Below are 23,655 nucleotides of genomic sequence, written 5' to 3'. Positions count from 1 at the left end.
GTCAAAGCACCTCCTGCTGGTGTTCGTCACTCTGGCCATGTCGGCGTCCGCGCAGCACCTGCCAGCTTTGCAGGGCCGCGGCCAGCCCCTGCAGCATCAGCAGCAGCGGCATCAGCAGCAACAGACTCTTGAGCAGATAAACGAAGGGCAGGCCCCCGGATTCGCTGGAAGTCTCCAGCCGTTCCCAACTGACCGCCACATAATCCCAGCTGATATAGGCGATGAACAGGCACATGGGCCACAGCAACAACAGGGTGCCCAGCAGGTTCACCCACGCCTTGCCGCGCGGGCCAAAGCGCTGGTAGAAAATGTCGACCCGTACATGGCCTTCATGGCGCAGGGTATAGGCGGCCCCGAGCATAAAGACCATGGCGTGCAGGTAAGTGATCACTTCTTGCAGGCCGATCCAGCCCAGATCGAACCCGTAGCGCAGCACTACTACTAGAAATGTGATGCAGACCATCGCACCGGTCAGCCAGGCGATGGCGCGCCCGCTGTACTCGCTCAGTTGCTCGAGAAGGTGGCTCAGCTTGTCCATAAAGAGGTGCCGTCCAGGCGGTGTTCCTGGCCACAGCAGGGCCGTGGATCAGGGGATGGGCAAAGCCTCTCAGGGTTTACCCTGAGAGGAGTTATACACAGTTGGCTAAGTGCATGACACATTTATGAAAATATTCGAAAAACTGAACCTGAGCCCATAAAAATAATATAAGTAGTTGTTATATAGAATAAAACAGAAATCGCTAATATTCTCGCCCCGAAATAGTGCCGAAAAATGCACCGAATCAGGAAAATTCCAGCATTTCGTCCACAAAGTTATCCACAAGTAAACAACAGGGCCGAGGGACGAGTTACGAGGGCCGAGGTAAAAAGGCCCGTTGCTTTTGCAGGGCGGAGCTAAAAAACCTCGTCCCTCGTCCCTCGTCCCTCGTCCCTCCCGGAGGGCGCGAGCGATAGCGAGTCCCGGGAGGCTATTCGCCGCGCCAGGATGCGCCGGAAGACCAGCGGGTCTTTGATGTGGGTGATTTCCCCCTCGCGCGGGAAGTGCATGTCGTACAGTCGCGAGAGCCAGAAGCGCAGTGCGGCGGCGCGTAGCATCACCGGCCAGGCCTCGTACTCGGCGTCGGTGAATTCCCGTTCCCGGCGATAGGCATCGAGGAACGCTTCAAGGCGAGGCTCATCGAAATGGCCGTTTTCGTCGCAACACCAGTCGTTGACCGTGACCGCCACATCGTAGAGCAGCACGTCATTACACGCGTAATAGAAGTCGATGATCCCGGTGAGTTTGTTACCGATAAACAGCGCATTGTCGCGAAACAGATCGGCATGGATGACGCCGCGAGGCAGATTGTCATGTCGATGCTGCTTTTGAAAAGCGATCTCGTTGTCCAGCAGCCGGGCATCCTCGCTGCTCAGCCGGGGCAGAACCTGTTCGGCTGTTTCCACCCACCAGTGCGGACCCCGCTGGTTTGCCCGGTAGCCGGTAAACGACTGGCCGACCACATGCAGATGACCGAGCGCCTGGCCCAGCGCGGCGCACTGGGCCTGGTTGGGCTCATCCACGCTCTTGCCCTCCAGGCGTAATACCAGCGCGGCCGGTTTGCCATTAAGGGTGCGCAGATAATGGCCTTCATTGTCGGCTTCGGGGTGGGCGCTGGGAACATTGTGTTCGGCCAGATGCGCCATCAGATCGAGAAAATAGGGTAATTCCTCTATCGACAGCGCCTCGAACAACGTCAGGACATAGCGTCCCTTTGTAGTGGTGACAAAATAGTTGGTGTTTTCGATACCGGCGCTGATACCCCGATATTCCACCAGTTGCCCCAGCGAGTAGTGGCATAAAAATGCTTCAAGCTCGTGGCGCTCGACCTTTGTATAAACCGACATATCGGATTTCAGCCAGACTCGTTAGTGTAAATGGTTGCCGTGTTACCAGCGTTTGAGTATCCACTGATTGACAGTCGGATTATCCAGATCATTCTTTCGGGTATCCACCTCGCCGTCGCCATCGGTATCAATGAAATAATACGGCGCGCCTTTGTCGGGCGTGACTTTGACGTAGCGTAGCTGACCTTTGATTCGCACCTCTTCGATGATACGGTCCTCGCGCCGGATTATGGTGACTTCCGGTTGCGGAACGTCCTCATAACCTTCCAGCTCCTCCGGTAACGGGGGCGGTGGCGCATCGTCGGCAGCCTGCAGGGACCCGGCGATCAGCGACAGGCTGACCAAGAGAAACAGAACTGTGCGTTGACTCATTGATTAACCGCCTTAGAGATCCAGCATGATCTCGGCTTCTTCTGCCGAGGGCTCGAAGCCACTGTACTCATAATGTTTAAAGATAGCATCCAGGATCGCGTCGGGCTCGTCCAGAATCTGGATCAGATCGAGATCCTCGGCGTTAATCGTGCCCTCGTCGACCAGGGTGGTCCGAAACCAGTCGAGCAGGCCGGCCCAGAACGGTTCATGCACCAGTATGATCGGAATGCGGCGTGATTTTTTGGTCTGCACCAGAGTCAGGATCTCGGCCAGTTCGTCCAGTGTACCGAAGCCGCCGGGCAACACCACGTAGGCGGCGGCGTATTTGACAAACATTACCTTGCGCGAGAAAAAATGGCGAAAGGAGAGCGAGATATCCTGGTAGGCGTTACCGGCCTGCTCATGCGGCAGCTGAATGTTGAGTCCAATACTGGGGGACTTGCCTTCGAAGGCTCCCTTGTTGGCCGCCTCCATGATTCCGGGCCCGCCCCCGCTGACCACCGAAAAGCCGGCGTTGGACAGCACCCGGGCAATCTCGATGGTTTTCTGATAGTAAGGGTGATCCGGCTGATTGCGGGCCGAGCCGAAAATGCTCACCGAGGGGCGGATCTGCGCCAGCCGTTCGAAACCTTCGACAAACTCCGCCATGATCTGGAAAATTTTCCAGGATTCGCGGGTCAGCATGGTATCGTTGACCGGCAGCATTCCGGGGTGTTTGTGCTTATCGTCCATTATATTCGGTTCGGTCCTGTCTCAGTGTCGGCGGCGAGCGGCCGCAATATCGCGGCCGGGCAAGTATAATGCATCCCGTGGAGCGAGTTCGACAGATTCGGCCACTATTCTCACGTAACGGTTAACCATTACCCATGTCCGACAAGCAGAACAAACCCTTTATCCTGGTCGACGGCTCATCTTATTTGTTCCGCGCCTACCATGCGATGCCCAAACTGACCAACTCCGACGGCGAGGCCACCGGGGCTATCTACGGGGTGATCAATATGATCCGCCGCCTGCTCAAGGATTACCACCCCGAGCATATCGCCGTGGTATTCGACGCCAGGGGCAAGACCTTTCGCGACGATCTCTATGCCGAGTACAAAGCCAATCGCCCGCCCATGCCCGACGATCTGGCCGAACAGATTGAGCCCATCCATCAGATTATTCAGGCCATGGGCCTGCCGCTGCTGTGCGTACCTGGCGTGGAAGCTGATGATGTGATCGGCACCCTGGCCCGCCAGGCCGAGGCGGAAGGTATCGAGACCCTCATTTCCACCGGCGACAAGGACATGGCCCAGCTGGTGGACGAGCACGTCACCCTGATCAATACCATGTCGGGCAGTATCAGCGATGTGGAAGGAGTGCAGGCGAAGTTCGGCGTAACGCCGGAGCAGATCATCGATTATCTGGCGCTGATCGGCGACACGGTGGATAACGTACCGGGGGTACCCAAGGTCGGCCCAAAAACGGCGGCAAAGTGGTTGCAGGAATACGGTTCGCTGGATGCCATCCTGGAGAATGCGGATCAGATCAAGGGCAAGGTAGGGGAATACCTGCGCGACTCGCTGGATCAGTTGCCAGTGTCGCGCGAGCTGGTCACGATCAAGTGCGATGTCGATCTTGATGTCAGCCCCGATACTCTCAATCGCGGCGAACCCGACAACGTGGCGTTGCGCGATTTCTATCAGCGTTATGAATTCAAAAGCTGGCTCAGCGATCTGCTGGGCGAGCAGGCTGGTGCCAGGCACGACAACGGCCAGAGTAACGCCGATGACAAGCCGGTTTACGCCACCATACTGGATCAAAGTGCCTTTGAGGGCTGGCTCAAACGGCTCAAATCGGCCGAGCTGTTCGCCTTCGATCTGGAGACCACCAGTCTCAATTACATGCAGGCGGAAATCGTCGGCTGCTCGTTTGCCATCGAGCCGGGCGAGGCCGCCTATCTGCCGGTGGCGCACAACTATTCCGGTGCCCCGCAACAGCTGGATCGCGACAAAGTGCTCGAGCAGTTAAAACCGCTGCTCGAGGAGCCCAAATACCCGAAGCTCGGCCAGCACATCAAATACGACATGAACGTCCTGGCTCGCTACGACATTCATCTCGAGGGCGTCGCGTTTGACAGCATGCTGGAGTCTTATGTACTGGAGAGTACCGCCAGCCGTCACGACATGGACACCCTGGCGCTCAAGTATCTGGGCCACAAGACCATTCATTATGAGGATGTCGCCGGCAAGGGCGCCAAACAGGTGACCTTCGATCAGGTGGCAATCGAGCCGGCCAGCGAGTATGCCGCCGAGGATGCCGATGTCACGTTGCGCCTGCATCAAACCCTGTGGCCCAAACTCGAAGCCATTCCGTCGCTGGCCAACGTGTTCAAAGCAATCGAGATGCCGCTGATGCCGGTGCTCTCGCGCATGGAGCGCCGCGGAGTGAAGCTGGATGTGGCCATGCTCAACAAGCAAAGCAAGCAACTGGCCAAACAGCTCAACGAGCTGGAACAGGCCGCGCACGAGTCGGCCGGCGAGACGTTTAACCTCGGCTCGCCCAAACAGCTGCAGGCGATCCTGTTCGAAAAACAGGGCCTGCCGGTGGTGAGCAAAACTGCCAAGGGCCAGCCCTCTACCGCCGAGTCGGTGCTGCAGGAGCTGGCCGTCCAGGGCTACGAGCTGCCGCAACGGGTGCTGCAATGGCGGGGCCTGAGCAAGCTCAAATCCACCTATACCGACAAGCTGCCGGAGATGATTCACCCCGCCAGTGGCCGGGTGCATACCTCCTATCAGCAGGCGGTGGCCGCCACCGGCCGATTGTCATCGACCGAGCCCAACCTGCAGAACATCCCGGTGCGCAGCGAGGAAGGGCGGCGCATTCGCCAGGCGTTTGTTCCGGAAAAAGGCTATCGCATGCTGGCGGCCGACTATTCGCAAATCGAACTGCGGATCATGGCCCATCTGTCCGGCGACAAGGGCCTGCTCGATGCGTTTAAAAACGGCGAGGACATCCACCGTGCCACCGCGGCCGAGGTGTTCGGCGTCGAACCGGATAAGGTCAGCAGTGAACAGCGCCGTTCGGCCAAGGCGATCAACTTCGGATTGATCTACGGTATGTCGGCGTTCGGCCTGGGCCGTCAGCTTGGTATCGATCGCGGTCAGGCGCAGGAATACGTCAATCTCTACTTCGCCCGCTACCCCGGCGTCAAACAGTACATGGACGATATCCGCGAGAAAGCCCGCGAACAGGGCTATGTCGAAACCGTGTATGGCCGCCGGCTCTACCTGCCCGAGATCAATACCAGCAACCACACCCGCCGCCAGTATGCCGAGCGCACCGCCATCAACGCCCCCATGCAGGGCACCGCTGCCGACATCATCAAGCGCGCCATGATTACCCTGGATGCAGTGATCGAAAAAGACCAGCTGCCAATCTGGATGATCATGCAGGTCCACGACGAACTGGTCTTTGAGGTCAGAGAGGACGCCGTCGATGAAGCGACGCAGATTATCCGTGACAACATGGTCAGGGGCGCCGAGCTCTCCGTCCCGCTGGAAGTGGATATCGGTGTTGGCGATAACTGGGACGAGGCGCACTGAAGGGCGGAGCAGGTTTGTGTCAGTTGGGAGTCAGGCCGCACTGCCCCTTGCGACCTCTGTCGGATGACAAATTCCTTGTCTCTGTCACAATGAATTAGTCTGGCTGTTGGTTTAAGAAAGCTTTGAATAAAGCGTGTTTTCATGCCGGCGAATGCCGGAGATCAGCTAAATCAGCGTATTAGTGAATTTCGGCTTTTGCCGGAATGACTCGTTCAGAAATGCATTAACCCGAAGAACCGGGATCTGAGGCCGGTAGTGAAGGAGAGCGGAGTATGTCAGAGATAGTCAAGCGGGTCGCCGAGTGGAGCGTGTTGCTGATCGAGACGCTGGGTATTGCGATTATTACTCTGGTAGCAATGTATGCCCTGGTTCAGGCTGTGCGCCGCCTGGTTAAAGAAACAGAACGGGAACCGATTTTTCAGGAGCTGCGTCAGCGGGTGGGCAGCGGTATCCTGCTCGGGCTGGAGTTTCTGATCGCGGCGGATATTATCCATACCGTGGCGGTCGATCTGACGTTCTATTCGGTGGGCGTGCTGGCCGTGGTAGTGCTGATTCGAACCTTCCTGAGTTTTACCCTGGAGGTCGAATTGACCGGTCGCTGGCCCTGGCAGGAAAAAGCATAAACCGTTCTGGTAAGATCCTTGCAGCGTGCCGTCCTCTGTCAGCAGGACGACGAGAAACAAGGCGGATCTTTTTGATTGCGCGGGTTTCAAGCCGGGAGTTTGTTGAATGTACACAGAAGAAGATATTGCCTCGGCGGTCGATGCGGGCGTTTTGAGCAACGACACGGCGGAAGCATTTCGTGCGCATGTAGCCGGCCTGCGACAGGGACCGGTGGTGGACGAGGAACACTTTCGCCTGATTACCGGCTTCAACGACATTTTTGTGGTCATCGCCAGTTTGCTGTTGCTGGCTGCCGTGGGCGGGATTGCCGGTGTACTGGCGGACTGGGTCGGCGCTGCCGCCGTGGCGGCGGTAGCCTGGCTGCTGGCCGAGTTCTTTACCCGGCAACGTCGCATGGCCCTGCCGTCGATCGTATTGTTGCTGGCCTTTGTCGGCAGTGTGCTGTTCGGGGCGTTTCTGTTACCGGTTCCAGGGCAGGAAGCGCAAAGCCTGGTCATTGCCAGCGCCCTGGCGACATTGGCTGCCTGGTTGCACTGGCGCCGTTTTCAGGTGCCTGTCACAGTGGCCGCCGGCGCGGCGGCGCTGGTGGCGTTTGCGATTGCCCTGTTGCTCTGGGCCGCGCCCGGGGCCCGACACTGGCTGAGTATGATTTCCTTTATTGCCGGCGTGGCTGTCTTCTTGTTAGCGATGTACTGGGATACACAGGATACCGCCCGCCTGACCCGTAAATCGGATGTTGCCTTCTGGCTGCATTTGCTGGCCGCGCCATTGCTGGTGCATCCGGTGTTTGCCGCGCTGGGAGTCTTTGAAGGGCAGATGGACCTGTGGCGTGCTGCTGTGGTGATCGTGTTATATATGGTGATCGGGGTTGTGTCGCTGTGTATCGATCGTCGGGCCCTGATGGTTTCCGCCCTGGTCTATGTGATGTATGCCTTCAGTGCCCTGCTGGAGCAGTACGGGGTGGTGAGTCTGGGTTTTGCTCTTACCGCGCTGGTGATTGGTTCCGCCCTGTTGCTGCTCTCGGCTTTCTGGCATGCCAGCCGCGCGCAAGTGCTTCGTCGGGTTCCCCGAACGGTACAGCGCTGGCTGGTGCCCGCACGTTGATCAGGCATATCGCATAGCCGATTACTTTGATTTTAATTTATCAAAGTGGCCGCAGCGTCTTTTGCCTGTACTGAGTTTCGGATTGTTTATACAGGGACGTTCTTTGTGCGGTAGCCGTTTTTGTTATTGTGATGACGTGGCATAAGTTGGAATAATCCGCTTAACTTCTTTACGGCGCATCACTCAAGGATTTCAGTGAAACTCCCCTGGCGTAAAAACAACAGCGACGACGAACAGCGGATCGGTCTGGATCAGGAGCGCGTCAGTCTCGAGCGGGTCGGCCACAGTCGTATCGACGAGGCGGTCTCGAGTGTGCGCAAGACGCCATGGAGTCTGACCCTGTTGCAACTGCTGTGGACGGCCGGGCCGGTGACCTTTCTGGCCATGCAGGGCGGCTACTTTCTGGGCTTCGGGCATGCCGCGCCGGCGCAGAACTTTGTATTCTTTGCCGCCTATACGCTCATTCTCGGTGTAATTGGTTTGCTGGCCCGTTTTGTGGCGGTGATATTGCGGGGACGGCGCCAGAACGATGCCCGCGAGGTATTGAGCAAGACGCTCGATCTGTTACCGGATCTGTTGTTTGAAAGTCGCGACATGATTCTGTCCGAACTGGCGCCGGAAGATCGGCGTCTGCGTGCGGCCGGCGCCCTGTTACATGAGCTGGATCTGAGCCCCGACAGCGTGGCGCTGGCGGTGCGTGAGCTGACCGGCGATGCCAGCCTGGCCGGGATTACCGAACAGATCGAAATTTATCGTCGCCTGGGTCTGCGTAGCCGGGTGCAGGATCTGATCGATGCCAGTGCCGATGCGCGCGCGGCGGCGCTGGAGAAGGTTCACGCGACGGCGCCGGACGAGGCGGACCTGTTGCGCGATCGACTGACCGGGATAGCCCCCTCGTTCGAGCATGGCGTGCCGCGCCGGGATAATTTTCTCGCTGCGATCTTCAATGCCGCTGATCGTCAGAGTCTTGATTTGATGGCGCTTGAAGATGTCCAGGAGCTGCTGGTACTGGCTTTCGAACTGTTGAGTGGCCGCGAGATCACTCGCCTGGTGATTGATTACGAGGGCGGCTGGCAACAGGTGCGCAGCCTGGACGAGGTCGAGGACGCCCGGAATCGTTACAGCGTTCGCCAGGCGATGGCTACCACGCGCCTGCATGCCCTGGCCACCTGTCTGGCAGATCATCCGGAGCTGGGATTCGATGAGTCGGTAACCAGTTTGCCGCCGGAGGAACTGCTAGCCCATCTGGCCGCCGGGCTGGAACAACTGGTGCAGCAGGGCCGGCTCAGCAAGGCGGCCAGCTGGCCGCAGCTGAAAACGATTCTGGAGCTGGTGCGTGAAAGCCGCCGCGCCAGTGAGGAAGTCCAGAAAGGGCGGGATCGTTATATCCGGGCGCTGGAGCGCTGGGAAGCCTTGCGCCGGCGGCATGCCAAACAGCCTGCGCTGTTGGCGTTGCCGCGTGGTTCGCGGGGCCTGCGGATTCGCGAAGAGCGCATTGCGCTGGATGATGAAGAAAAGATCGAGGTGGCGAAGCAGTTTTGCGAGTACCTGCGCGGACTCGGTTTTCGGGCCACCGAAAACGGCTTGCAGCGCGGCGGGCGGTCGCTGAACAGCGAGGATATCAAGCGTCTGGGGATACGTCTGGTGTTGATCCTGCAATCTTATATCTCGTTGACCGATGCCAGTATTCAGCGGGCGATTTACACCAGTCGCGCCGCCTACCTCGGCGGACTGGAGGCCGGTTTCAGCGCCGATGCCAAGGCGGGCCTGGGGGCCGCAGCGGTGCGCGAGGTGCGCGAGGATCTGGGCAAAAGTGCCGAGTACCTGGCGTTGCGCATCCGCCGGGTTTATCAGGTGCCGTTGACCGATTCGATGATCAATTTTCTGGTGGAACATTACAACGCCAGCCGGGAACGGCTGGAGGTGATTGCGGCCTCGCCCCTGGACGAGACGCCCTATTCAAACCAGTTCGCCGGGATTTTACAGGGCCTGTCGATGGACTCCGAACGCTGGCGGCGGATTATTCAGCAACTCGAGCGGCTGCTGCATGATTTCGATCACCGGCGTGTGGGGCGTTAGGACTTCTGTACTCGAGAGCAATTGGATTAGCCGGCGTGCCGCTGGCCGGAACTTTCTTTCTTCGTGGCTGTCCTATTTTGTGAGTGCAGCAATGCGCTTATTCCCGCAACCCTCCCTGTCGTGGGAATTAAAAAGTCCGGTTTCCCCAAGCCGGGCTATTTTGCAGGCCCCGGACGGCACTTTATCCCCACTTCGTCCGGGGCATTTTTTTGTCCGTTTGTACTGTTCCATTTTATACCCGCTTTATATCTGGCTAAAACGCGCAGATTACGCTGCCCTTGGTCTGCGAGGCACCTCTACCGATATGTAATGGTAGGCCGGATATAGCAACGCGGTGTCCGGCAATCGGCTGAACATGCCCAATCCACCCGTGATTTACCCCCCTGCTTTTTCAGGGCAGGTCGGTGTGTTCGCTGTTTGGGTGGTTATACCCGTTTGGGCAGGTGTGTGGCAGGAAGGTAAAAGCGGATCTCTCGCCGAGACGCAATGGCGCAGAGCAACTGAAGGTGCTTATTCTCCGCGCACTTTGCACCCACACACCGGGCGTAAACGTCTCTGCGAGAGGTTCCCAGCCGGGTCGAATGCCTGCGTACCAGCATTTCGACCCGGCAAACGGGTTCAGAACGCGGCGTCAAAGCCGACCAGGAAATAATTCTCGTTGGTCAGATGGCCGGTGTAGTAGGTCCCGGTTTGGGCGACCTTGCTTTGCAGATCGGCATTGAATTCGATCACGCCCTTGACGTTGCGCATGAAGTAATAGGAGGCGGTATAGGTCAATGTATTCATGGCAATGCCTTCAAAGATGGTATCGGTGTTTTCCAGATCCCCGGCGTCGGCGTAGTTATACAGCAGCGAATGGGCCCAGCGCGGACTGTGGATGTAGTCGATGCCGATGAAGCCGCCGAACCATTCGTAGTTTTGCCCGGCATTGATAAAACCGTCCCACTCGTTCCACAGGGCCTGCGCGAACCAGTAGGTCTGGTTGCCGAGCTTGCCGTTGAAATCGAGGCCGACGATATTCTTGTCGGTCTGCCGATTCCCGCTGTCGGTGCCGGCGGCGCCGGTGGCATTCTTCTGCTGACCGCTGAAACCGAACAGGCCGGCACTGACCGGGCCGATATCCCCGCCGATGCGCCCGAAGAGCGACTTGGAGGTGTCGTTGTCAAACAGGTGATCCGAGCGCTGGTACCCCGGGCTGTTGATGGTGAGGTTCTCCTTGATACCGTTACCGTTGACCAGGCCGACGGCCAGATCCAGTGGTCCTGCGGTGGTATCGAAAATGACACCGCGATCGTAGGTGATGCCGGCCATGCGATAGGGCATATAGTCCTGGAAGGTCAGGCGGGTTTCGCGCGGGAACATCAGGTCCGAGACCTGGAACTGCCCCAGTTGCATGCCGACATCCGAGCCGAACAGGGCATCATGTGAGAACCAGGCGTCCTCGACGATGGTTTCGCCATTGCCACCCTTCTCGGCAAAAATGGCGTAAAAGTAATAGGTAATGTGCTCCGACAGCGGGGCGCTGGAGAGCATCTTGATCAGGTAGGGCGACTGGAAGTCGCTGTCTACTTCGGTGGTCTCGCCGCTGCTGACATCGATCGCCTCGGCATCACGCGCCTGGGCAAAGGCCTGAGCGCGAAACGCCACCGGCGGGGTTTTGGCCAGGGCCAGCATGTCGTCGCCGGTGACCACGGTGTTGTCCTTCCAGTTGGGCAGGCGGAAGTTGGAGGCGGCAAAACTTTCGCCGAATTCGTTCAGCTTGGGAAAGGCGGCGTGGCAGGTGGCGCAGGACATTTTGTAGTCGCGGGCGAAGGCCGGCATGGCGTTCGCCTCGGGCAGCAGCAGGATCAGCAGCAGCAAACTGCTGAACAGCGTGTGTAGATGAAAGCGTTTGAGCATGGTTGTTCTCCCCGTTGCAATGGCAAGTTGTTTTAGCGAAACGGCCCGGCATAACAGGATAGTTACGGCAAGCCCAGGCGGTTCGGCTGCTTATCAGGGGAGTCTGGCAGATCTTTCTGAAATAAAACTGAATCGGGAGACCGTGATACAGATTTAACAAACGTTCACAATCGCCGCCTGTTGCGGGGCCCCCGAGCGCACTAAGCTGTAACTGTCTGACTCCCGCTTTACCCAGAGCGGGATTCAACGCCCGGTCCCCAATGCCGGGCGAGCTTGACCCCGGAATGACGTGATTCCCCACATCCCAACCCCTATTCCGGGGTTTTTTTTTGCCTCCCTTGATCCGGCTCAAGGTCGAGCCAGCGATTGACTACGTTTAATGCCTCCTCGAGTCCCTGTTTTTTAGTGGCGGAGAACAGTTGCGCGCTGGCCTGTGGATAGTCGGTCAGTTGTTTGCGCACCGCCAGCAGGGTGTTCTGCGCCGGACCGCGCTTGAGCTTGTCGGCCTTGGTCAACAGGATATGCACCGGCAGATCGGCATGGCGACAGAATTCGAGCATTTGCCAGTCGTAGTCGGTCAGCGGATGGCGAATGTCCATCAGCAGGATCAGGCCGGCCAGGGACTGGCGTTGCTGCAGATAGACGGCCATGGCCTCGCCCCACTCGCGCTGGATGGCCTCGGGCACCCGGGCGAAACCGTAGCCGGGCAGGTCCACCAGCCGTCGCTGTTCGTCCAGGGCGAAAAAGACCAGGTGCTGGGTGCGCCCCGGGGTCTTGCTGGTGCGGGCCAGCGCCTTGCGCCCGGTCAGGGCGTTGAGTGCGCTGGATTTTCCGGCATTGGAGCGCCCGGCAAAGGCGACCTCGAGGCCCGTGTCTGCGGGGGCTTGCTGTGGCCGGGGCACGCTGAGCAGGAACTGGATGGCGGAGTAGGGGCGGCGTAACTGGTCGAATCGGATACTCACGGCGGCTCGGTAGTGGGTTTCGGTGTGACTGTAGGGTATAATGGGTCTTCTTGACCGGCTATTGGGCAGCTGATATACAGATTGCCGCTTTGTGTGTGGAGATTCTAGCATGACGAACCTGGGGACGGCGTCATGGTCGAAAGTTTTATACCATCAACATCGATTGGAGTTAGGAGTAAACTAATGAAAAAAGCAATCACCGGTACTGTCGTATCCCTGGCCATGCTGGGGCTGGCTTCCGTCGCCCAGGCGGCTGAAGGTCAAAAAGTCTATCAGCAGGCCTGCTTCGCCTGTCATGGCACCGGCGCTGCCGGCGCACCGAAGCTGGAAAAAAGCGCCTGGACGGATCGTTTGTCCCAGGGTAAAGAGGTTATGTATGACAGCGCTATCAATGGTAAAGGCGCCATGCCGGCCAAGGGCGGACGTGCGAATCTGAGTGACGCGGACGTCAAGGCCGCGGTCGATTACATGCTCTCAGAAGTCCAGTAAGCGTCCGAACAGTTTGTCAAACATCGCAAGGTTGGTTTAATCACAAATGAAGTATTTAACGTTAGTCACTTTTTTCGCGGTTTCCCTGTTTCTGCCGGGGTTTGCTTCTGCGGCCCAGGCGGCCGGCGATGCCAGAGCCGGTGAAGCCAAGGTTGAAGCCTGTGTCGCCTGCCACGGTGAGAAGGGCAACAGTGCTGTTGCCAATTTCCCCAAGCTGGCGGGTCAGCATGCCGGCTATACGGCCAAGCAGCTGGCGGATTTCAAACAGGGTGAGACCCGTTCCGATCCGCTGATGGCCGATCAGGTTGCCGGTTTGAGCGAACAGGACATGGCGGACATTGGTGCCTATTACGCCAAACAGTCTCCTGGCATGGGTCAGGCCGACGAAAAACTGGCGGCGTTTGGTGAGAAACTCTACCGTGGTGGTAATCCCGAAAAGGGCCTGACAGCCTGTATCGCCTGCCATGGTCCGACCGGTGCCGGTAATCCGGCGGCGAATTTCCCGCTGTTGAGCGGCCAGCATGCCGATTATCTGGTCAAGGCGATGCAGGATTTTCGCGACGGAAAGCGGACCAACGACATGAATGGCATGATGCAGGATATCGCCGGCAAGATGAGCGATCGGGAAATCGAGGCGGTTGCGTCTTATATTTCCGGTCTGCACTGATGGCCGATTACTGATCGTTCCGACAAACGAAGCACGACAAAAAGGGCGGATCACCGCCCTTTTTTGCGCCCGAAAGTCGACTTTTTTATTTGCAGCGAAGGAACTTGTATCGCTCAAAGCAGACTTAAGAGAGTAACAGGGCGCACCGGTTTTGACCCGCGTCATGGCCGGACAGAATAACCATAATACTTTACAGATAAAAACGCAGATAACTCCTGCCTGGCACAACACCCGAACATGAACCACTCCCCGGGTGGCAAGGTTAAATTTACCCCGATGTGTGATAGCGTAGCGCACCGGATGGGCGATGAGAATGGCGAGCAAGCGTGAATAAATCCCGACAACAAAAACCAGCTGCCTGGCTGGAATTCCTCGGTTCCATGAACCTGGCGATCACCATGCTGGTCGTGATCGCCGTGGCCTCGGTGATCGGCACGGTTTTGCAGCAGAACCAGCCTTATCAGGATTACATCATCAAGTTCGGGCCTTACTGGCACGAGATATTCAAGGTGCTGGATTTATACGATGTCTATGGCGCCATCTGGTTTCTGGTGCTGCTCGGGTTTTTGTTGTTAAGCACCAGTGTCTGTGTGTATCGCAACGGTCCGGGTATGTTGCGGGATATGCGCCACTTTCGCCTGAACATGAAAGAAAAGTCCCTGCGAGTCATGCGCAATTTCCGTGAATGGACTCTCAGTGACTCCCCGCAGCAGGTCGAGCAGACATTTACGCAATATTTGAATAACAAGGGTTATCGCGCCCGGCGCAAGGAGCGCGAGGGCGTCACGATTCTGGCCCTGATGAAGGGGCAGATGAATCGTCTGGGCTATCTGTTCACCCATGTCGGGATCGTGGTGATCTGTATTGGTGGCCTGATGGATGGGAATCTCGGCATGTCAATCAAGGAATGGCTCGGCGAGATCGAAATTGAAAAACGGGATATTGCTGCCAAGGAAGTGCCGCCCATCAGCCGACTGGGTCCGGGAGAGAACTGGTCGTTCCGCGGCAGTATTACCTTGCCGGAAGACAGTGTCAGTAACATGGTGTTTCTGAATATACGCGATGGCTATCTGGTTCAGGAACTGCCGTTTGCCGTCGAGCTCAAGGAGTTCCGTGTCGAACATTATCCCTCCGGTCAGCCCAAGTCCTTTGAGAGTGATCTGGTGATTCATGACGACCAGCTCGAAGAGCCGATGGAAGAAACCATCGCGGTGAATCATCCCCTGATCTATCGGGGTTATGCTATTTACCAGGCCAGCTTCTCCGATGGCGGCACGCGGATGCAGCTCAAGGCCTGGCCACTGTTCGACAGCAATCCGCAACCGATCGAGCTGGATGGCAAGGTTGCGGCCAAACGCCAGGTTGAAACCCCCGATGGTGTGATGACCATCGAGTTTGAGGATTTCAAGGAATTCAATGTGTTCCCGGCCGATGAAGATCTGGCGACGGCTACCGACAAGGTCGAGCAAAGTGAGATGGTGCGTGGCGGAACCCTGGGACAGGCCAGCAAGAAGTTTACCAATTACGGCCCCAGTTTTACTTTCCGGGTCCGCCAGCCCAACGGGGAGGCGCGTGAATTCGTCAATTACATGGTGCCGGTACGCCAGGAAGGACGTTACTTCTTTTTAAGCGGCATGCGCGAAAGCCAGGCCGAACCATTTCGTTATCTGCATATTCCCGCCGATGACAACATGTCCGTGGATCGCTTCATGCGGTTACATGCCTGGTTAAATGATAAGGATCGGGTGCGACGGATTGCCGAACAAAGTGCCCGTCAGGCGATGTCCGAAGCAAACATACAGGACAGGGAAATGATGCAAAACATCGTGACCTCCATGGTTCGACTGACCAGTGAATTCAATCGCGGCGGTTATCAGGCGATCGATCGACGCATCCAGCAAACGGTACCGGAACAGCAGCAGATGAGGGTAGCCGAGACCTATCTGAAAATTCTCAATACCGTGCTGGAGAATCTCTACTGGGAGTTATTGCAGGCGGAAAGCGCGTCCCTTGAGCAGGGTGTCAGCGCGGAACAGGGGCGCTGGTTCGAGGATGCGGTCAATGCCCTGGCATCCATGGGGCCATACAGCTCGCCGTTTTATCTGCAAATGACCAATTTCGATCTGCGTCAGGCATCAGGGCTGCAGATTACGCGTTCCCCGGGGAAAAATGTGGTTTACCTGGGCTGCGTAATGTTGATGATCGGTGTGTTCCTGATGTTTTATATTACTCATCAACGTTTGTGGGTGATGATACGCCCGGAAGGCGAGGGCAGCCGTGTTATGCTGGCGGGGATGGGTAACCGCAATCAGGCTGACTTCAGCAAGAGGTTTGACGATCTCGCCGATGAATTGGATCGACATTACGCATCACGTCAATAACGACAGACAGGTGACAGACTATGGCGGTAACCAAAGAACAATTTAACAAAGACTTCGGCAAGGAGTCCTTTTTCAGGCAGTTGAGCCTGTTTGACTGGATATGGGCGGCCGCCCTGCTGTTTGGTGCCGGGTATGCCTGGAAAAAATATTCCGCGTTGATGGATAACTACGAGGTCGGCATTCTGTTTGGCACGGCCATCGCGTTGATTGCGCTGGGCTGGTACTGGAAGGCGACCCGCAACCTGATGATTGCCATCGCCGCGATCAGTCTGTTTGCCGTCAACCTGTATGGCAATGACCCCGGCCGGGCTGAGCAGAATTTCTTTCTCAAGTTCCTGTTCTCCAGTCAGTCGGCCACCATGTGGATGAGTGCGTTGTTTGTCATGGCCACTGTGACTTATTTTGTCTATCTGGCCAAACCGGGCGAGTTTATCGGCAAGGTGGCGACGGCCATGGTCTGGGCGGCGACCACCATGGGCTTTGTCGGCCTGATGGTGCGCTGGCGCGAATCCTATCTCATCAGCCATGACGTCGGTCACATTCCGGTCAGCAATCTGTATGAAGTCTTTATCCTGTTTGCAATCGTTACCGCGCTAATCTATCTGTTTTACGAGGCTCGCACCCGCGCCAAGGGTATGGGGGCCTTCGCCCTGACGATCATTTCTGCCTCGATTGCCTTTTTGCTCTGGTACCACTTCGAAAAGGGCGCGCACGAGATCGAGCCGCTGGTTCCGGCACTGCAAAGTTACTGGATGAAGATCCATGTGCCGACCAACTTCGTCGGATACGGGGCCTTCGCGCTGGCAGCCATGTTGGCGATACCCATGCTGATCAAGACCTATGCCGAACAGGCATCCGCGACGCGTATTTTCTGGGGAGCGGTCGGTTTTGTTGGGGCGCTGACCTTTGTTTATCAGATCGCCAAATCACTTGCTGTCGCAGAAGGATTCAGTGGCTCGGCGCTGCTTTATGCACTGGCTGTGGGGGTGGCCGCGTCGGCGCTGGCCGCGCTGGTATTCTGGGCACTTTCCCGTAGAAGGGTGATTGAGACGTATCCGTCCATGGATGTGCTGGATGATGTAATGCACAAATCCATCGCCCTGGGATTTGCCTTTTTCACCGTCGCCACCATCCTTGGCGCCATGTGGGCGGCCGAGGCCTGGGGCGGTTACTGGTCCTGGGACCCGAAAGAGACCTGGGCCCTGATCGTCTGGCTCAACTACGCCGCCTGGTTGCACCTGCGCCTGACCAAGGGCTGGCGCGGCGCACCGCTGGCCTGGTGGGCCATTATCGGCCTGTTCATCACCACCTTCGCCTTCCTCGGCGTGAACATGTTCCTCTCCGGCCTGCACTCCTACGGGGAGCTGTGAGGTACCGTTTATCGAGATAGCTGGAAATAACGCGGAGGTCGCAAAGGAAATAATTTGATGATTTCTTGTGTGGCTCAGTCCTCTGGCCAGGGCTCCGGCTTACGCACAAATCACGCCGTTCAGGTCTGAAGCACAACACAAAGAAAATAATAGTTTTTTCTTTGCGTCCTTTGCGTTTCTCCCGCCAACCTGGGGAAGGGAGTAGCGGATGGGTCCGTTGCCGTACATGTACTGGTTTAAGCTGGCAATATCCATACTCAGCCTGCGGAACAGGTGATCCAGGCTGATGATGGCATGCTGACGAGATTGATAGCGATAAAGGGATGTTCAGCCGCCGTCGGTTGTACAGGATGCGCATCTGTTTGAGCGGGCGGATAGAGGCGACGCTGACGCGAATGTGGGCGGAGCGGGCCTGGCGGTCGAAAAACGACATTTCGCCCATCACCTCGCTTTCCTGCAGTCAACCGATTTCCCTGTCCTTACCATGAACTTCGAATAACAGTGTGACTTCCCCGATAACGGCAATCACGTTATTCTTTTTAACAAGACCGCTCCGGAGAATTCTGCCAAGGGCTGAACTTCCTTCACCGTAAGTGATTTGCACAGCTATGGCTGGTTCTGGAAGTCGGTAAGGTCGATTTGTCTGGCAGTATAATCTCGTCAATGTGCACGACGTAGTTTAAAGGACGCCGGAGCGAGGGGGAGCGGGGACGTGGCTTGCTTCGGACAGTGAGTTTGAATAGTCTGAGAATAACCGGATATCAGGAGTCATTGATGAAGACGATTTTGCGAATATTCACCCCGCTGCTGGCGCTGGCGATGCTGTTCCCGATCCCCGTTCAGGCGGAGTACGACGAGGGCATTGAGTACCGGCGTATCACACCGGCGGCAGAGAAGTTGACCGACAAGCCCCGCGAAGTGGTCGAGCTGTTCTGGTATGGCTGCCCCCATTGTTATCACTTTGAGCCGAAATTGGAAAAGTGGATCGAGAACAAACCGGATCATGTTGGCTTTGAACGGGTGCCGGCGGTTTTCGTCCATCCGCAGACCGGTCGTCCCAATCCAAAGTGGGCATTGCATGCCAAATTATTCTATACCGCGGAGTTGCTGGATATCCGGGATAAAATCCACGGTCCGTTATTTGAGCGTATTCACGCCGGCGGTAAACATATCCATACCAGCGATCAGGCAGAAGCTTTCTTTGCGGAGTTTGGAGTCGACACGAAGACTTTTCGCAATACGATAAATTCCTTTGCCGTCGACAACAAGCTGCGGCGCGCCATTGAATTAACCCGGCGTTATGGTACCAACGGTGTTCCGACTCTTGTTATCGATGGTCAATATATTACCGACGGTCCTATGTCAGGTGGTCATGAGGCCATGCTGGGTGTCGTACAGCAGCTGCTTGAAACGGACCCCGAGTAGTGCTCGCGCAGGTATAACACCGGGTTGATCAGCAGGAGATGAATGAATGAAAGCCGCCGAACTTTTCGTGCGCTGTCTTGAAAATGAAGAAGTGGAATATATCTTTGGCATTCCCGGGGAAGAGAACCTGGATGTTATGGATGCCTTGCTGGATTCGGATATCAAGTTTGTTACCACCCGGCATGAACAGGGTGCGGCTTTCATGGCCGATGTCTACGGGCGATTGACCGGTAAGGCGGGGGTCTGCCTGGGTACGCTGGGACCGGGCGCCACCAATCTGTTCACCGGGGTGGCCGATGCCAACATGGATCATGCTCCGCTGGTGGCAGTGGCCGGCCAGGCCAGCACCCATCGCCTGCACAAAGAGTCGCATCAGGTCCTGGATCTTGAAGAGATCTTTCGCGCTATTACCAAATATTCCTCGCGCCTGCTGACACCGGACATTATTCCCGAGGTGGTCCGCAAAGCCTTCAAGGTGGCGCAGACGGAGAAGACCGGTGCCTGTTTCATTGAATTTCCGGAAAACATCGCCGAGATGGAGATTGTCGATCAACCCCTGCCGGTCAAATATCCCTATCCGCCGGAGCCGCCGGGTGAGAAAGTGGATAGGGCGGCCGATATTATCTCGCGCGCCAAGAACCCGATCATACTGGCGGGTAACGGGGTCATTCGCAGCCGCGCCTGGAAGCAGCTGGCCGAATTTGCCGAGCAATTGCGCATACCGGTGGCCAATACCTTCATGGCCAAGGGCGTGGTTCCCTTCAAACATTCAATGGCTCTGGGGAGCGCCGGATTACAGGCTAACGATTACGTTAGTTGCGGTTTCAGTCAGGCCGACGTGATCATTTGCATCGGTTATGATCTGGTTGAATATCATCCTTATTTATGGCATCCGACCAGGGATCGCACCATTATCCATATCGATAATTCACCGGCGGAAGTTGATGCGTATTATCCGGTAGAAGTGGGCGTTGTTGGCGATATCAAGCACTCCCTGCTGCGCATCATGAACCTGGCCAGTCCGCATACCGGCACGGCCATGAAAAACCTGCGTAAAGCCTTGATCGAGGATATGAACCAGCACAAGGATGATACGGCGCTGCCGCTCAAGCCACAGAAAATCATCTGGGATCTGCGTACCGCGATGAATCTGGAAGACATCGCACTGTGTGACGTCGGAGCCCATAAAATGTGGATGGCGCGTATGTTCCGCTGCGAATTTCCCAATACCTGTTTGATCTCCAACGGATTTGCCAGCATGGGGATTGCCGTGCCCGGTGCAATTGCCGCTAAACTGGCATATCCGGACCGTAACGTGGTGGCAGTGACTGGTGATGCCGGCTTCCTGATGAATTCACAGGAGATCGAAACAGCCATGCGAATGAAAACGCCGATCGTGATTCTGGTCTGGAATGATAACGGTTACGGTCTGATCGAATGGAAACAAATCAACAGTTTTGGCCGCAAGTCACACGTTGATTTTAACAATCCGGATTTTGTCAAATACGCTGAGTCGTTCGGCGCCAAAGGCTATCGAATTGAAAAAGGTGAGGATTTACTGCCGACCCTGAAAAAAGCGCTGGCAGATGACACTGTGAGTATTATCGATTGCCCGGTGGATTACAGTGAAAACCTCAAACTGACCCAGAAGCTGGGTGAAATGATTTGCCCAATCTGAACAGACGATGATGTCACAAGCCACCGGTACCAACAACAGGGCGCAAACGCTGAAGATACTCAGCTACAACGTCCAGGTGGGTATCAAGACCAGCCGACCGTATCAATACCTCACCGGTAGCTGGCGACATGTCCTGCCCTGTGCCCGGCGTCTCGGCAACCTGGACTTGGCGGCAGAAATGATGAAGGAATATGACATCGTGGGCGTTCAGGAAGTCGATGCAGGCAGCCTGCGCAGTAATTTTATTAACCTGACTGAATACCTGGCCGAACGGGGCGATTTCCCCTACTGGTATCATCAGGTCAATCGCAAATTCGGGCGTATCGCGCAGCACAGTAACGGATTGCTGAGCCATTTTCATCCTGCCGAAATACAGGACCTGCGCCTGCCGGGCCTGATTCCCGGTCGTCAGGCCATACTGGCCCGTTACGACGCCGGCGGTGACACGTTGGCTGTCATTGTCGTGCACCTGGCTCTGAGTCGACGGGCCAGGTTGCTGCAAATGGATTATCTCGCCGATGTGGTTAACAGTTTTCCCCATGCGATCGTTATGGGGGACATGAACTGTCGCCATGACAGTCGTGAGATGCAGCACCTGATCGCCCGTACCCGGTTGCATGAGCCGATCGAGGGGGTGCATACCTTTCCCAGCTGGCGCCCGCAGCATAATATCGATCACATCCTGGCGACATCCGAGTTAACCATCAACAGGTTTTACGAACTCGAGAATTTCGGTTCCGATCATTTGCCGCTGATGATGGAGGTCAGGCTACCGCCGGGCATGCAGTTTTATCGCTATAACCGCGACAAGTCGCAAACCCTGAATGATTATCTGCAGAATCTTGATGGCTGAGTATGGCAAACGAGACTGGTAAAAGCAGCCGCGAGGCCGATCATTGGAAGAAAAAATATTATGACAGCCTGGATGAGCTGGACGAACGTCAACGTGAATGGGGACAACTGGAAAAACAGTTGAGGTTGCTGGTTTCCCGTCTGACCCTGATTACTGAAACTGATAACACCCGGCTGAGCAAGCAACTGGAGAAGCTGCGGGGACAGATCCGTGAAAGCAGTGATTTATCGCGCCTGCAAACCCTGTTTAGCGAAATCAATACGGCAATCAGCCACCTGCCGGAACGCACCGCCGGTAAAGACGAGTCGGCGAATCCGGCCAGGGCCTTGCAGCTGTTACTGGATGAATTACCCATCCCTGAAGACCTGGCACGCCAGGAAAAATATGTCCGAAAGAAACTGGCGCGTGTGGCAGGCATCAGTGAGTTGCCCGATGCAGTTAAAATCCTCGCTGAATTGTTAAGCCTGACAATTGAAAGAGGTCTTCCAGATGTCACAGCCGATTCCCTGGGCCCCGCAGAAAATGCAGAAGACAGAACCGGGCTTCTGAGCTCACTGTTTCGCCGTGGCAGCAAGGTAGCTACAGAGACCGTAGACACTGCGGAACTTGATCAGCCTCTGTCGCTTGCCCCCGACCATGAGCAGACGGAATCATCTGGCTCAAAGTCAGAACCAGTAACCGAAGAAGAAGGTATTGCCTGCGCCCTGGCCGGGGAAATTCTGATTCAATTGTTGGAGCGAATCGATTTTTCCGATGAACTGGCAGTGGAGTCGGAACTGGTCCGTAAAAAACTTGAGCCCTGTGAAGACGTGGCAACGTTGACCCGAGGGCTGGATGATACGGTCAATCTGATCGCCGATTTGCAGTCCCGTGTTCGTTCAGAAAAACAGGATCTTGAAAATTTCCTGCTGCAACTGACGGATCGATTGCAGGAACTGGATAAGGATATACAGCAAACCGCACGTCTTCGGGATGCGGCATTGAATGAATCACGGGAAATGAACCAGATAGTTAATTCACAAGTGAGTTCGATAGAGCAAAGCATGAGTGCGGCATTGGACCTTGATTCGTTGAAAACCGCGATCCAGTCGCGAGTGGTAATTATTCGTAACCATGTAGACCGTTTTCTTGAACTGGAAGAAGGTCGCGGTAGTGATTCACGTGAAATAATCCGGCGTTTGGAGAACCAGATACAGGCTGCGGAAACCGAATCGGAAAAACTGCGCCAACAGGTCAAGATGGCCCAGAACAAGGCAGAAACCGATGCGTTAACCGGAGTTCCCAACCGCATGGCCTACGATAAGCGACTGGAGGAAGAGATTGCCCGACATCGTCGTTATAATACTGATTTTGTGCTGATGTTATGGGATATCGATTATTTCAAGCGAATCAATGATACCTATGGGCATGCTGCCGGCGACAAGGTCCTCAAGGTGATTGCCGAGGTAATGCAGCAACAGTTGCGTGAGACCGATTTTCTGGCCCGTTACGGCGGGGAAGAATTTGCCATTATTTTAGTGGAATCAGATATTGCTGCTGCCGCAGCAGTGGGCGAGAAACTACGACAGGCTGTTGAAGCACTGGAATTTCACTTTAGAGGGACTCGCGTTCCTGTTACCGCATCCTGTGGCTTTGTCCAGGCAGGGGAAGAGGATGCTGCACACCTGTTCGAGCGAGCCGATACCGCTCTTTACAGTGCCAAGGATAAGGGGCGAAACCGCATAGAAAGCACGGGCGGCTGATAACGCCTGTCAAAAATTATTCAACTTTCATAAATCTGTCACCCACCATTCAACTGGCTTACATAATCTGATGCCAGGCTTGATCCGGCTTAAATTAATCAGGATCAGGCTATGGCAGTTCCAGCGGTAACCCTCAAGTCCACTAATCCGTTTTCTCTGGACGAGCTTTTTAACAAGAGCTCAAGCTATCGATCGCTCCGTTTTCTGCAAAATGCAATTGAGTCAGCGTTTGGCTTGCGCGAACTGGCGCGACGTTATGACGAACTGGAACCTGCGACTGACCCGCAAGCTTTTGTCCGGCAGGTTTTTGATACGATGGATATTGGTTATGCGGTCGAATCGGGCCGGATTGAGAATATCCCGCAAATCGGCCCGACCATTGTGGTTGCGAATCACCCGTTTGGCGCACTGGAAGGTATGTTACTGGTCGAACTATTGAGCCAGTGGCGTGCGGATATCAAGATTATGGCCAATGGCCTGTTGAACCGGATTCCCGAGCTGGCATCGGTATTTCTTGGCGTTAATCCCTATGGCCACAAGGC

The 23,655-nt window shown here is 56.1% G+C and carries 18 protein-coding genes and 1 pseudogene; 13 read left to right on the top strand and 6 right to left on the bottom strand.

Annotated features, from left to right (window positions below; translation table 11 throughout):
- Nucleotide 1 precedes the first annotated feature (1 nt).
- The 4 genes from R6U90_RS10695 to R6U90_RS10680 all read right to left on the bottom strand — a co-directional run bounded on the left by R6U90_RS10695 (nucleotide 2) and on the right by R6U90_RS10680 (nucleotide 2,988).
- On the bottom strand, nucleotides 2–538 hold the full coding sequence (locus tag R6U90_RS10695; RefSeq protein WP_410352680.1) for a TRAP transporter small permease subunit: 537 nt from the start codon (nucleotides 536–538) through the stop codon (nucleotides 2–4).
- 356 nt (nucleotides 539–894) lie between these two features.
- Complete coding sequence (locus tag R6U90_RS10690; protein WP_410352679.1) at nucleotides 895–1,884, bottom strand: homoserine kinase; 990 nt, start codon at nucleotides 1,882–1,884, stop codon at nucleotides 895–897.
- Nucleotides 1,885–1,926: 42 nt separating this feature from the next.
- Nucleotides 1,927–2,256: a DUF2782 domain-containing protein gene (locus tag R6U90_RS10685; protein WP_410352678.1), complete on the bottom strand. Its 330-nt coding sequence runs from the start codon at nucleotides 2,254–2,256 to the stop codon at nucleotides 1,927–1,929.
- A gap of 12 nt (nucleotides 2,257–2,268) precedes the next feature.
- Entirely contained in the window at nucleotides 2,269–2,988 is a 720-nt protein-coding gene (locus R6U90_RS10680) for a TIGR00730 family Rossman fold protein (RefSeq protein WP_410352677.1), read from the bottom strand.
- 134 nt (nucleotides 2,989–3,122) lie between these two features.
- Here R6U90_RS10680 and polA point away from each other — a divergent pair, with 134 nt between their 5' ends.
- The 4 genes from polA to R6U90_RS10660 all read left to right on the top strand — a co-directional run bounded on the left by polA (nucleotide 3,123) and on the right by R6U90_RS10660 (nucleotide 9,647).
- Nucleotides 3,123–5,840 carry a DNA polymerase I gene (polA, locus tag R6U90_RS10675; RefSeq protein WP_410352676.1) on the top strand — a complete coding sequence of 906 codons (2,718 nt, stop codon included), beginning with the start codon at nucleotides 3,123–3,125 and terminating at the stop codon, nucleotides 5,838–5,840.
- 272 nt (nucleotides 5,841–6,112) lie between these two features.
- Nucleotides 6,113–6,463: a DUF1622 domain-containing protein gene (locus tag R6U90_RS10670; protein ID WP_410352675.1), complete on the top strand. Its 351-nt coding sequence runs from the start codon at nucleotides 6,113–6,115 to the stop codon at nucleotides 6,461–6,463.
- Nucleotides 6,464–6,569: 106 nt separating this feature from the next.
- On the top strand, nucleotides 6,570–7,568 hold the full coding sequence (locus R6U90_RS10665) for a hypothetical protein (protein ID WP_410352674.1): 999 nt from the start codon (nucleotides 6,570–6,572) through the stop codon (nucleotides 7,566–7,568).
- Between the two features lie 195 nt (nucleotides 7,569–7,763).
- The gene (locus R6U90_RS10660; RefSeq protein WP_410352673.1) at nucleotides 7,764–9,647 is read left to right on the top strand and encodes a hypothetical protein; all 1,884 of its coding nucleotides are present in this window, start codon (nucleotides 7,764–7,766) and stop codon (nucleotides 9,645–9,647) included.
- 618 nt (nucleotides 9,648–10,265) lie between these two features.
- On the opposite strand, the gene R6U90_RS10655 is transcribed toward R6U90_RS10660, so the two are convergent.
- Together R6U90_RS10655 and yihA are read right to left on the bottom strand one after the other, a co-directional pair.
- The gene (locus tag R6U90_RS10655) at nucleotides 10,266–11,546 is read right to left on the bottom strand and encodes a hypothetical protein (protein ID WP_410352672.1); all 1,281 of its coding nucleotides are present in this window, start codon (nucleotides 11,544–11,546) and stop codon (nucleotides 10,266–10,268) included.
- 311 nt (nucleotides 11,547–11,857) lie between these two features.
- Nucleotides 11,858–12,508, bottom strand: coding sequence for a ribosome biogenesis GTP-binding protein YihA/YsxC (yihA, locus tag R6U90_RS10650; protein WP_410352671.1), 651 nt, complete (start codon nucleotides 12,506–12,508; stop codon nucleotides 11,858–11,860).
- A 183-nt stretch (nucleotides 12,509–12,691) separates the two neighbouring features.
- Here yihA and R6U90_RS10645 point away from each other — a divergent pair, with 183 nt between their 5' ends.
- The 9 genes and pseudogenes from R6U90_RS10645 to R6U90_RS10605 all read left to right on the top strand — a co-directional run.
- The gene (locus R6U90_RS10645) at nucleotides 12,692–12,997 is read left to right on the top strand and encodes a c-type cytochrome (protein WP_410352670.1); all 306 of its coding nucleotides are present in this window, start codon (nucleotides 12,692–12,694) and stop codon (nucleotides 12,995–12,997) included.
- 46 nt (nucleotides 12,998–13,043) lie between these two features.
- Nucleotides 13,044–13,664, top strand: coding sequence for a c-type cytochrome (locus R6U90_RS10640; protein WP_410352669.1), 621 nt, complete (start codon nucleotides 13,044–13,046; stop codon nucleotides 13,662–13,664).
- A 326-nt stretch (nucleotides 13,665–13,990) separates the two neighbouring features.
- Nucleotides 13,991–16,045: a cytochrome c biogenesis protein ResB gene (locus R6U90_RS10635; RefSeq protein WP_410352668.1), complete on the top strand. Its 2,055-nt coding sequence runs from the start codon at nucleotides 13,991–13,993 to the stop codon at nucleotides 16,043–16,045.
- A gap of 20 nt (nucleotides 16,046–16,065) precedes the next feature.
- A complete protein-coding gene (ccsB, locus tag R6U90_RS10630; protein WP_410352667.1) occupies nucleotides 16,066–17,415 on the top strand; it encodes a c-type cytochrome biogenesis protein CcsB in 1,350 nt (449 codons plus the stop codon).
- Between the two features lie 774 nt (nucleotides 17,416–18,189).
- The gene (locus tag R6U90_RS10625) at nucleotides 18,190–18,840 is read left to right on the top strand and encodes a thiol:disulfide interchange protein DsbA/DsbL (RefSeq protein WP_410352666.1); all 651 of its coding nucleotides are present in this window, start codon (nucleotides 18,190–18,192) and stop codon (nucleotides 18,838–18,840) included.
- A 46-nt stretch (nucleotides 18,841–18,886) separates the two neighbouring features.
- Nucleotides 18,887–20,518 (top strand): acetolactate synthase large subunit, encoded by a 1,632-nt coding sequence (locus tag R6U90_RS10620; RefSeq protein ID WP_410352665.1) that lies wholly within the window; start codon nucleotides 18,887–18,889, stop codon nucleotides 20,516–20,518.
- A gap of 7 nt (nucleotides 20,519–20,525) precedes the next feature.
- Nucleotides 20,526–21,371: an endonuclease/exonuclease/phosphatase family protein gene (locus R6U90_RS10615; protein WP_410352664.1), complete on the top strand. Its 846-nt coding sequence runs from the start codon at nucleotides 20,526–20,528 to the stop codon at nucleotides 21,369–21,371.
- 2 nt (nucleotides 21,372–21,373) lie between these two features.
- Nucleotides 21,374–23,113 carry a diguanylate cyclase gene (locus tag R6U90_RS10610; protein WP_410352663.1) on the top strand — a complete coding sequence of 580 codons (1,740 nt, stop codon included), beginning with the start codon at nucleotides 21,374–21,376 and terminating at the stop codon, nucleotides 23,111–23,113.
- A gap of 111 nt (nucleotides 23,114–23,224) precedes the next feature.
- Nucleotides 23,225–23,655 (top strand): annotated as a pseudogene (locus tag R6U90_RS10605) (hypothetical protein); the annotation flags it as partial.

It is taken from the genome of Thiohalophilus sp., from assembly GCF_046483665.1.
GTDB lineage: Bacteria > Pseudomonadota > Gammaproteobacteria > UBA6429 > Thiohalophilaceae > Thiohalophilus.
The sequence above is the reverse complement of the archived record's forward strand: the minus strand, read 5'-3'. Positions and strand labels throughout refer to the sequence as shown.

Coding starts and splice junctions, on each gene's coding strand:
- R6U90_RS10690 (WP_410352679.1), bottom strand. CDS start 1,884: ATGTCGGTTTATACAAAGGTCGAGCGCCACGAGCTTGAAGCATTTTTA.
- R6U90_RS10615 (WP_410352664.1), top strand. CDS start 20,526: ATGATGTCACAAGCCACCGGTACCAACAACAGGGCGCAAACGCTGAAG.
- polA (WP_410352676.1), top strand. CDS start 3,123: ATGTCCGACAAGCAGAACAAACCCTTTATCCTGGTCGACGGCTCATCT.
- R6U90_RS10610 (WP_410352663.1), top strand. CDS start 21,374: ATGGCAAACGAGACTGGTAAAAGCAGCCGCGAGGCCGATCATTGGAAG.
- ccsB (WP_410352667.1), top strand. CDS start 16,066: ATGGCGGTAACCAAAGAACAATTTAACAAAGACTTCGGCAAGGAGTCC.
- R6U90_RS10620 (WP_410352665.1), top strand. CDS start 18,887: ATGAAAGCCGCCGAACTTTTCGTGCGCTGTCTTGAAAATGAAGAAGTG.
- R6U90_RS10670 (WP_410352675.1), top strand. CDS start 6,113: ATGTCAGAGATAGTCAAGCGGGTCGCCGAGTGGAGCGTGTTGCTGATC.
- R6U90_RS10680 (WP_410352677.1), bottom strand. CDS start 2,988: ATGGACGATAAGCACAAACACCCCGGAATGCTGCCGGTCAACGATACC.
- R6U90_RS10640 (WP_410352669.1), top strand. CDS start 13,044: ATGAAGTATTTAACGTTAGTCACTTTTTTCGCGGTTTCCCTGTTTCTG.
- R6U90_RS10625 (WP_410352666.1), top strand. CDS start 18,190: ATGAAGACGATTTTGCGAATATTCACCCCGCTGCTGGCGCTGGCGATG.
- R6U90_RS10695 (WP_410352680.1), bottom strand. CDS start 538: ATGGACAAGCTGAGCCACCTTCTCGAGCAACTGAGCGAGTACAGCGGG.
- R6U90_RS10655 (WP_410352672.1), bottom strand. CDS start 11,546: ATGCTCAAACGCTTTCATCTACACACGCTGTTCAGCAGTTTGCTGCTG.
- R6U90_RS10645 (WP_410352670.1), top strand. CDS start 12,692: ATGAAAAAAGCAATCACCGGTACTGTCGTATCCCTGGCCATGCTGGGG.
- R6U90_RS10685 (WP_410352678.1), bottom strand. CDS start 2,256: ATGAGTCAACGCACAGTTCTGTTTCTCTTGGTCAGCCTGTCGCTGATC.
- R6U90_RS10665 (WP_410352674.1), top strand. CDS start 6,570: ATGTACACAGAAGAAGATATTGCCTCGGCGGTCGATGCGGGCGTTTTG.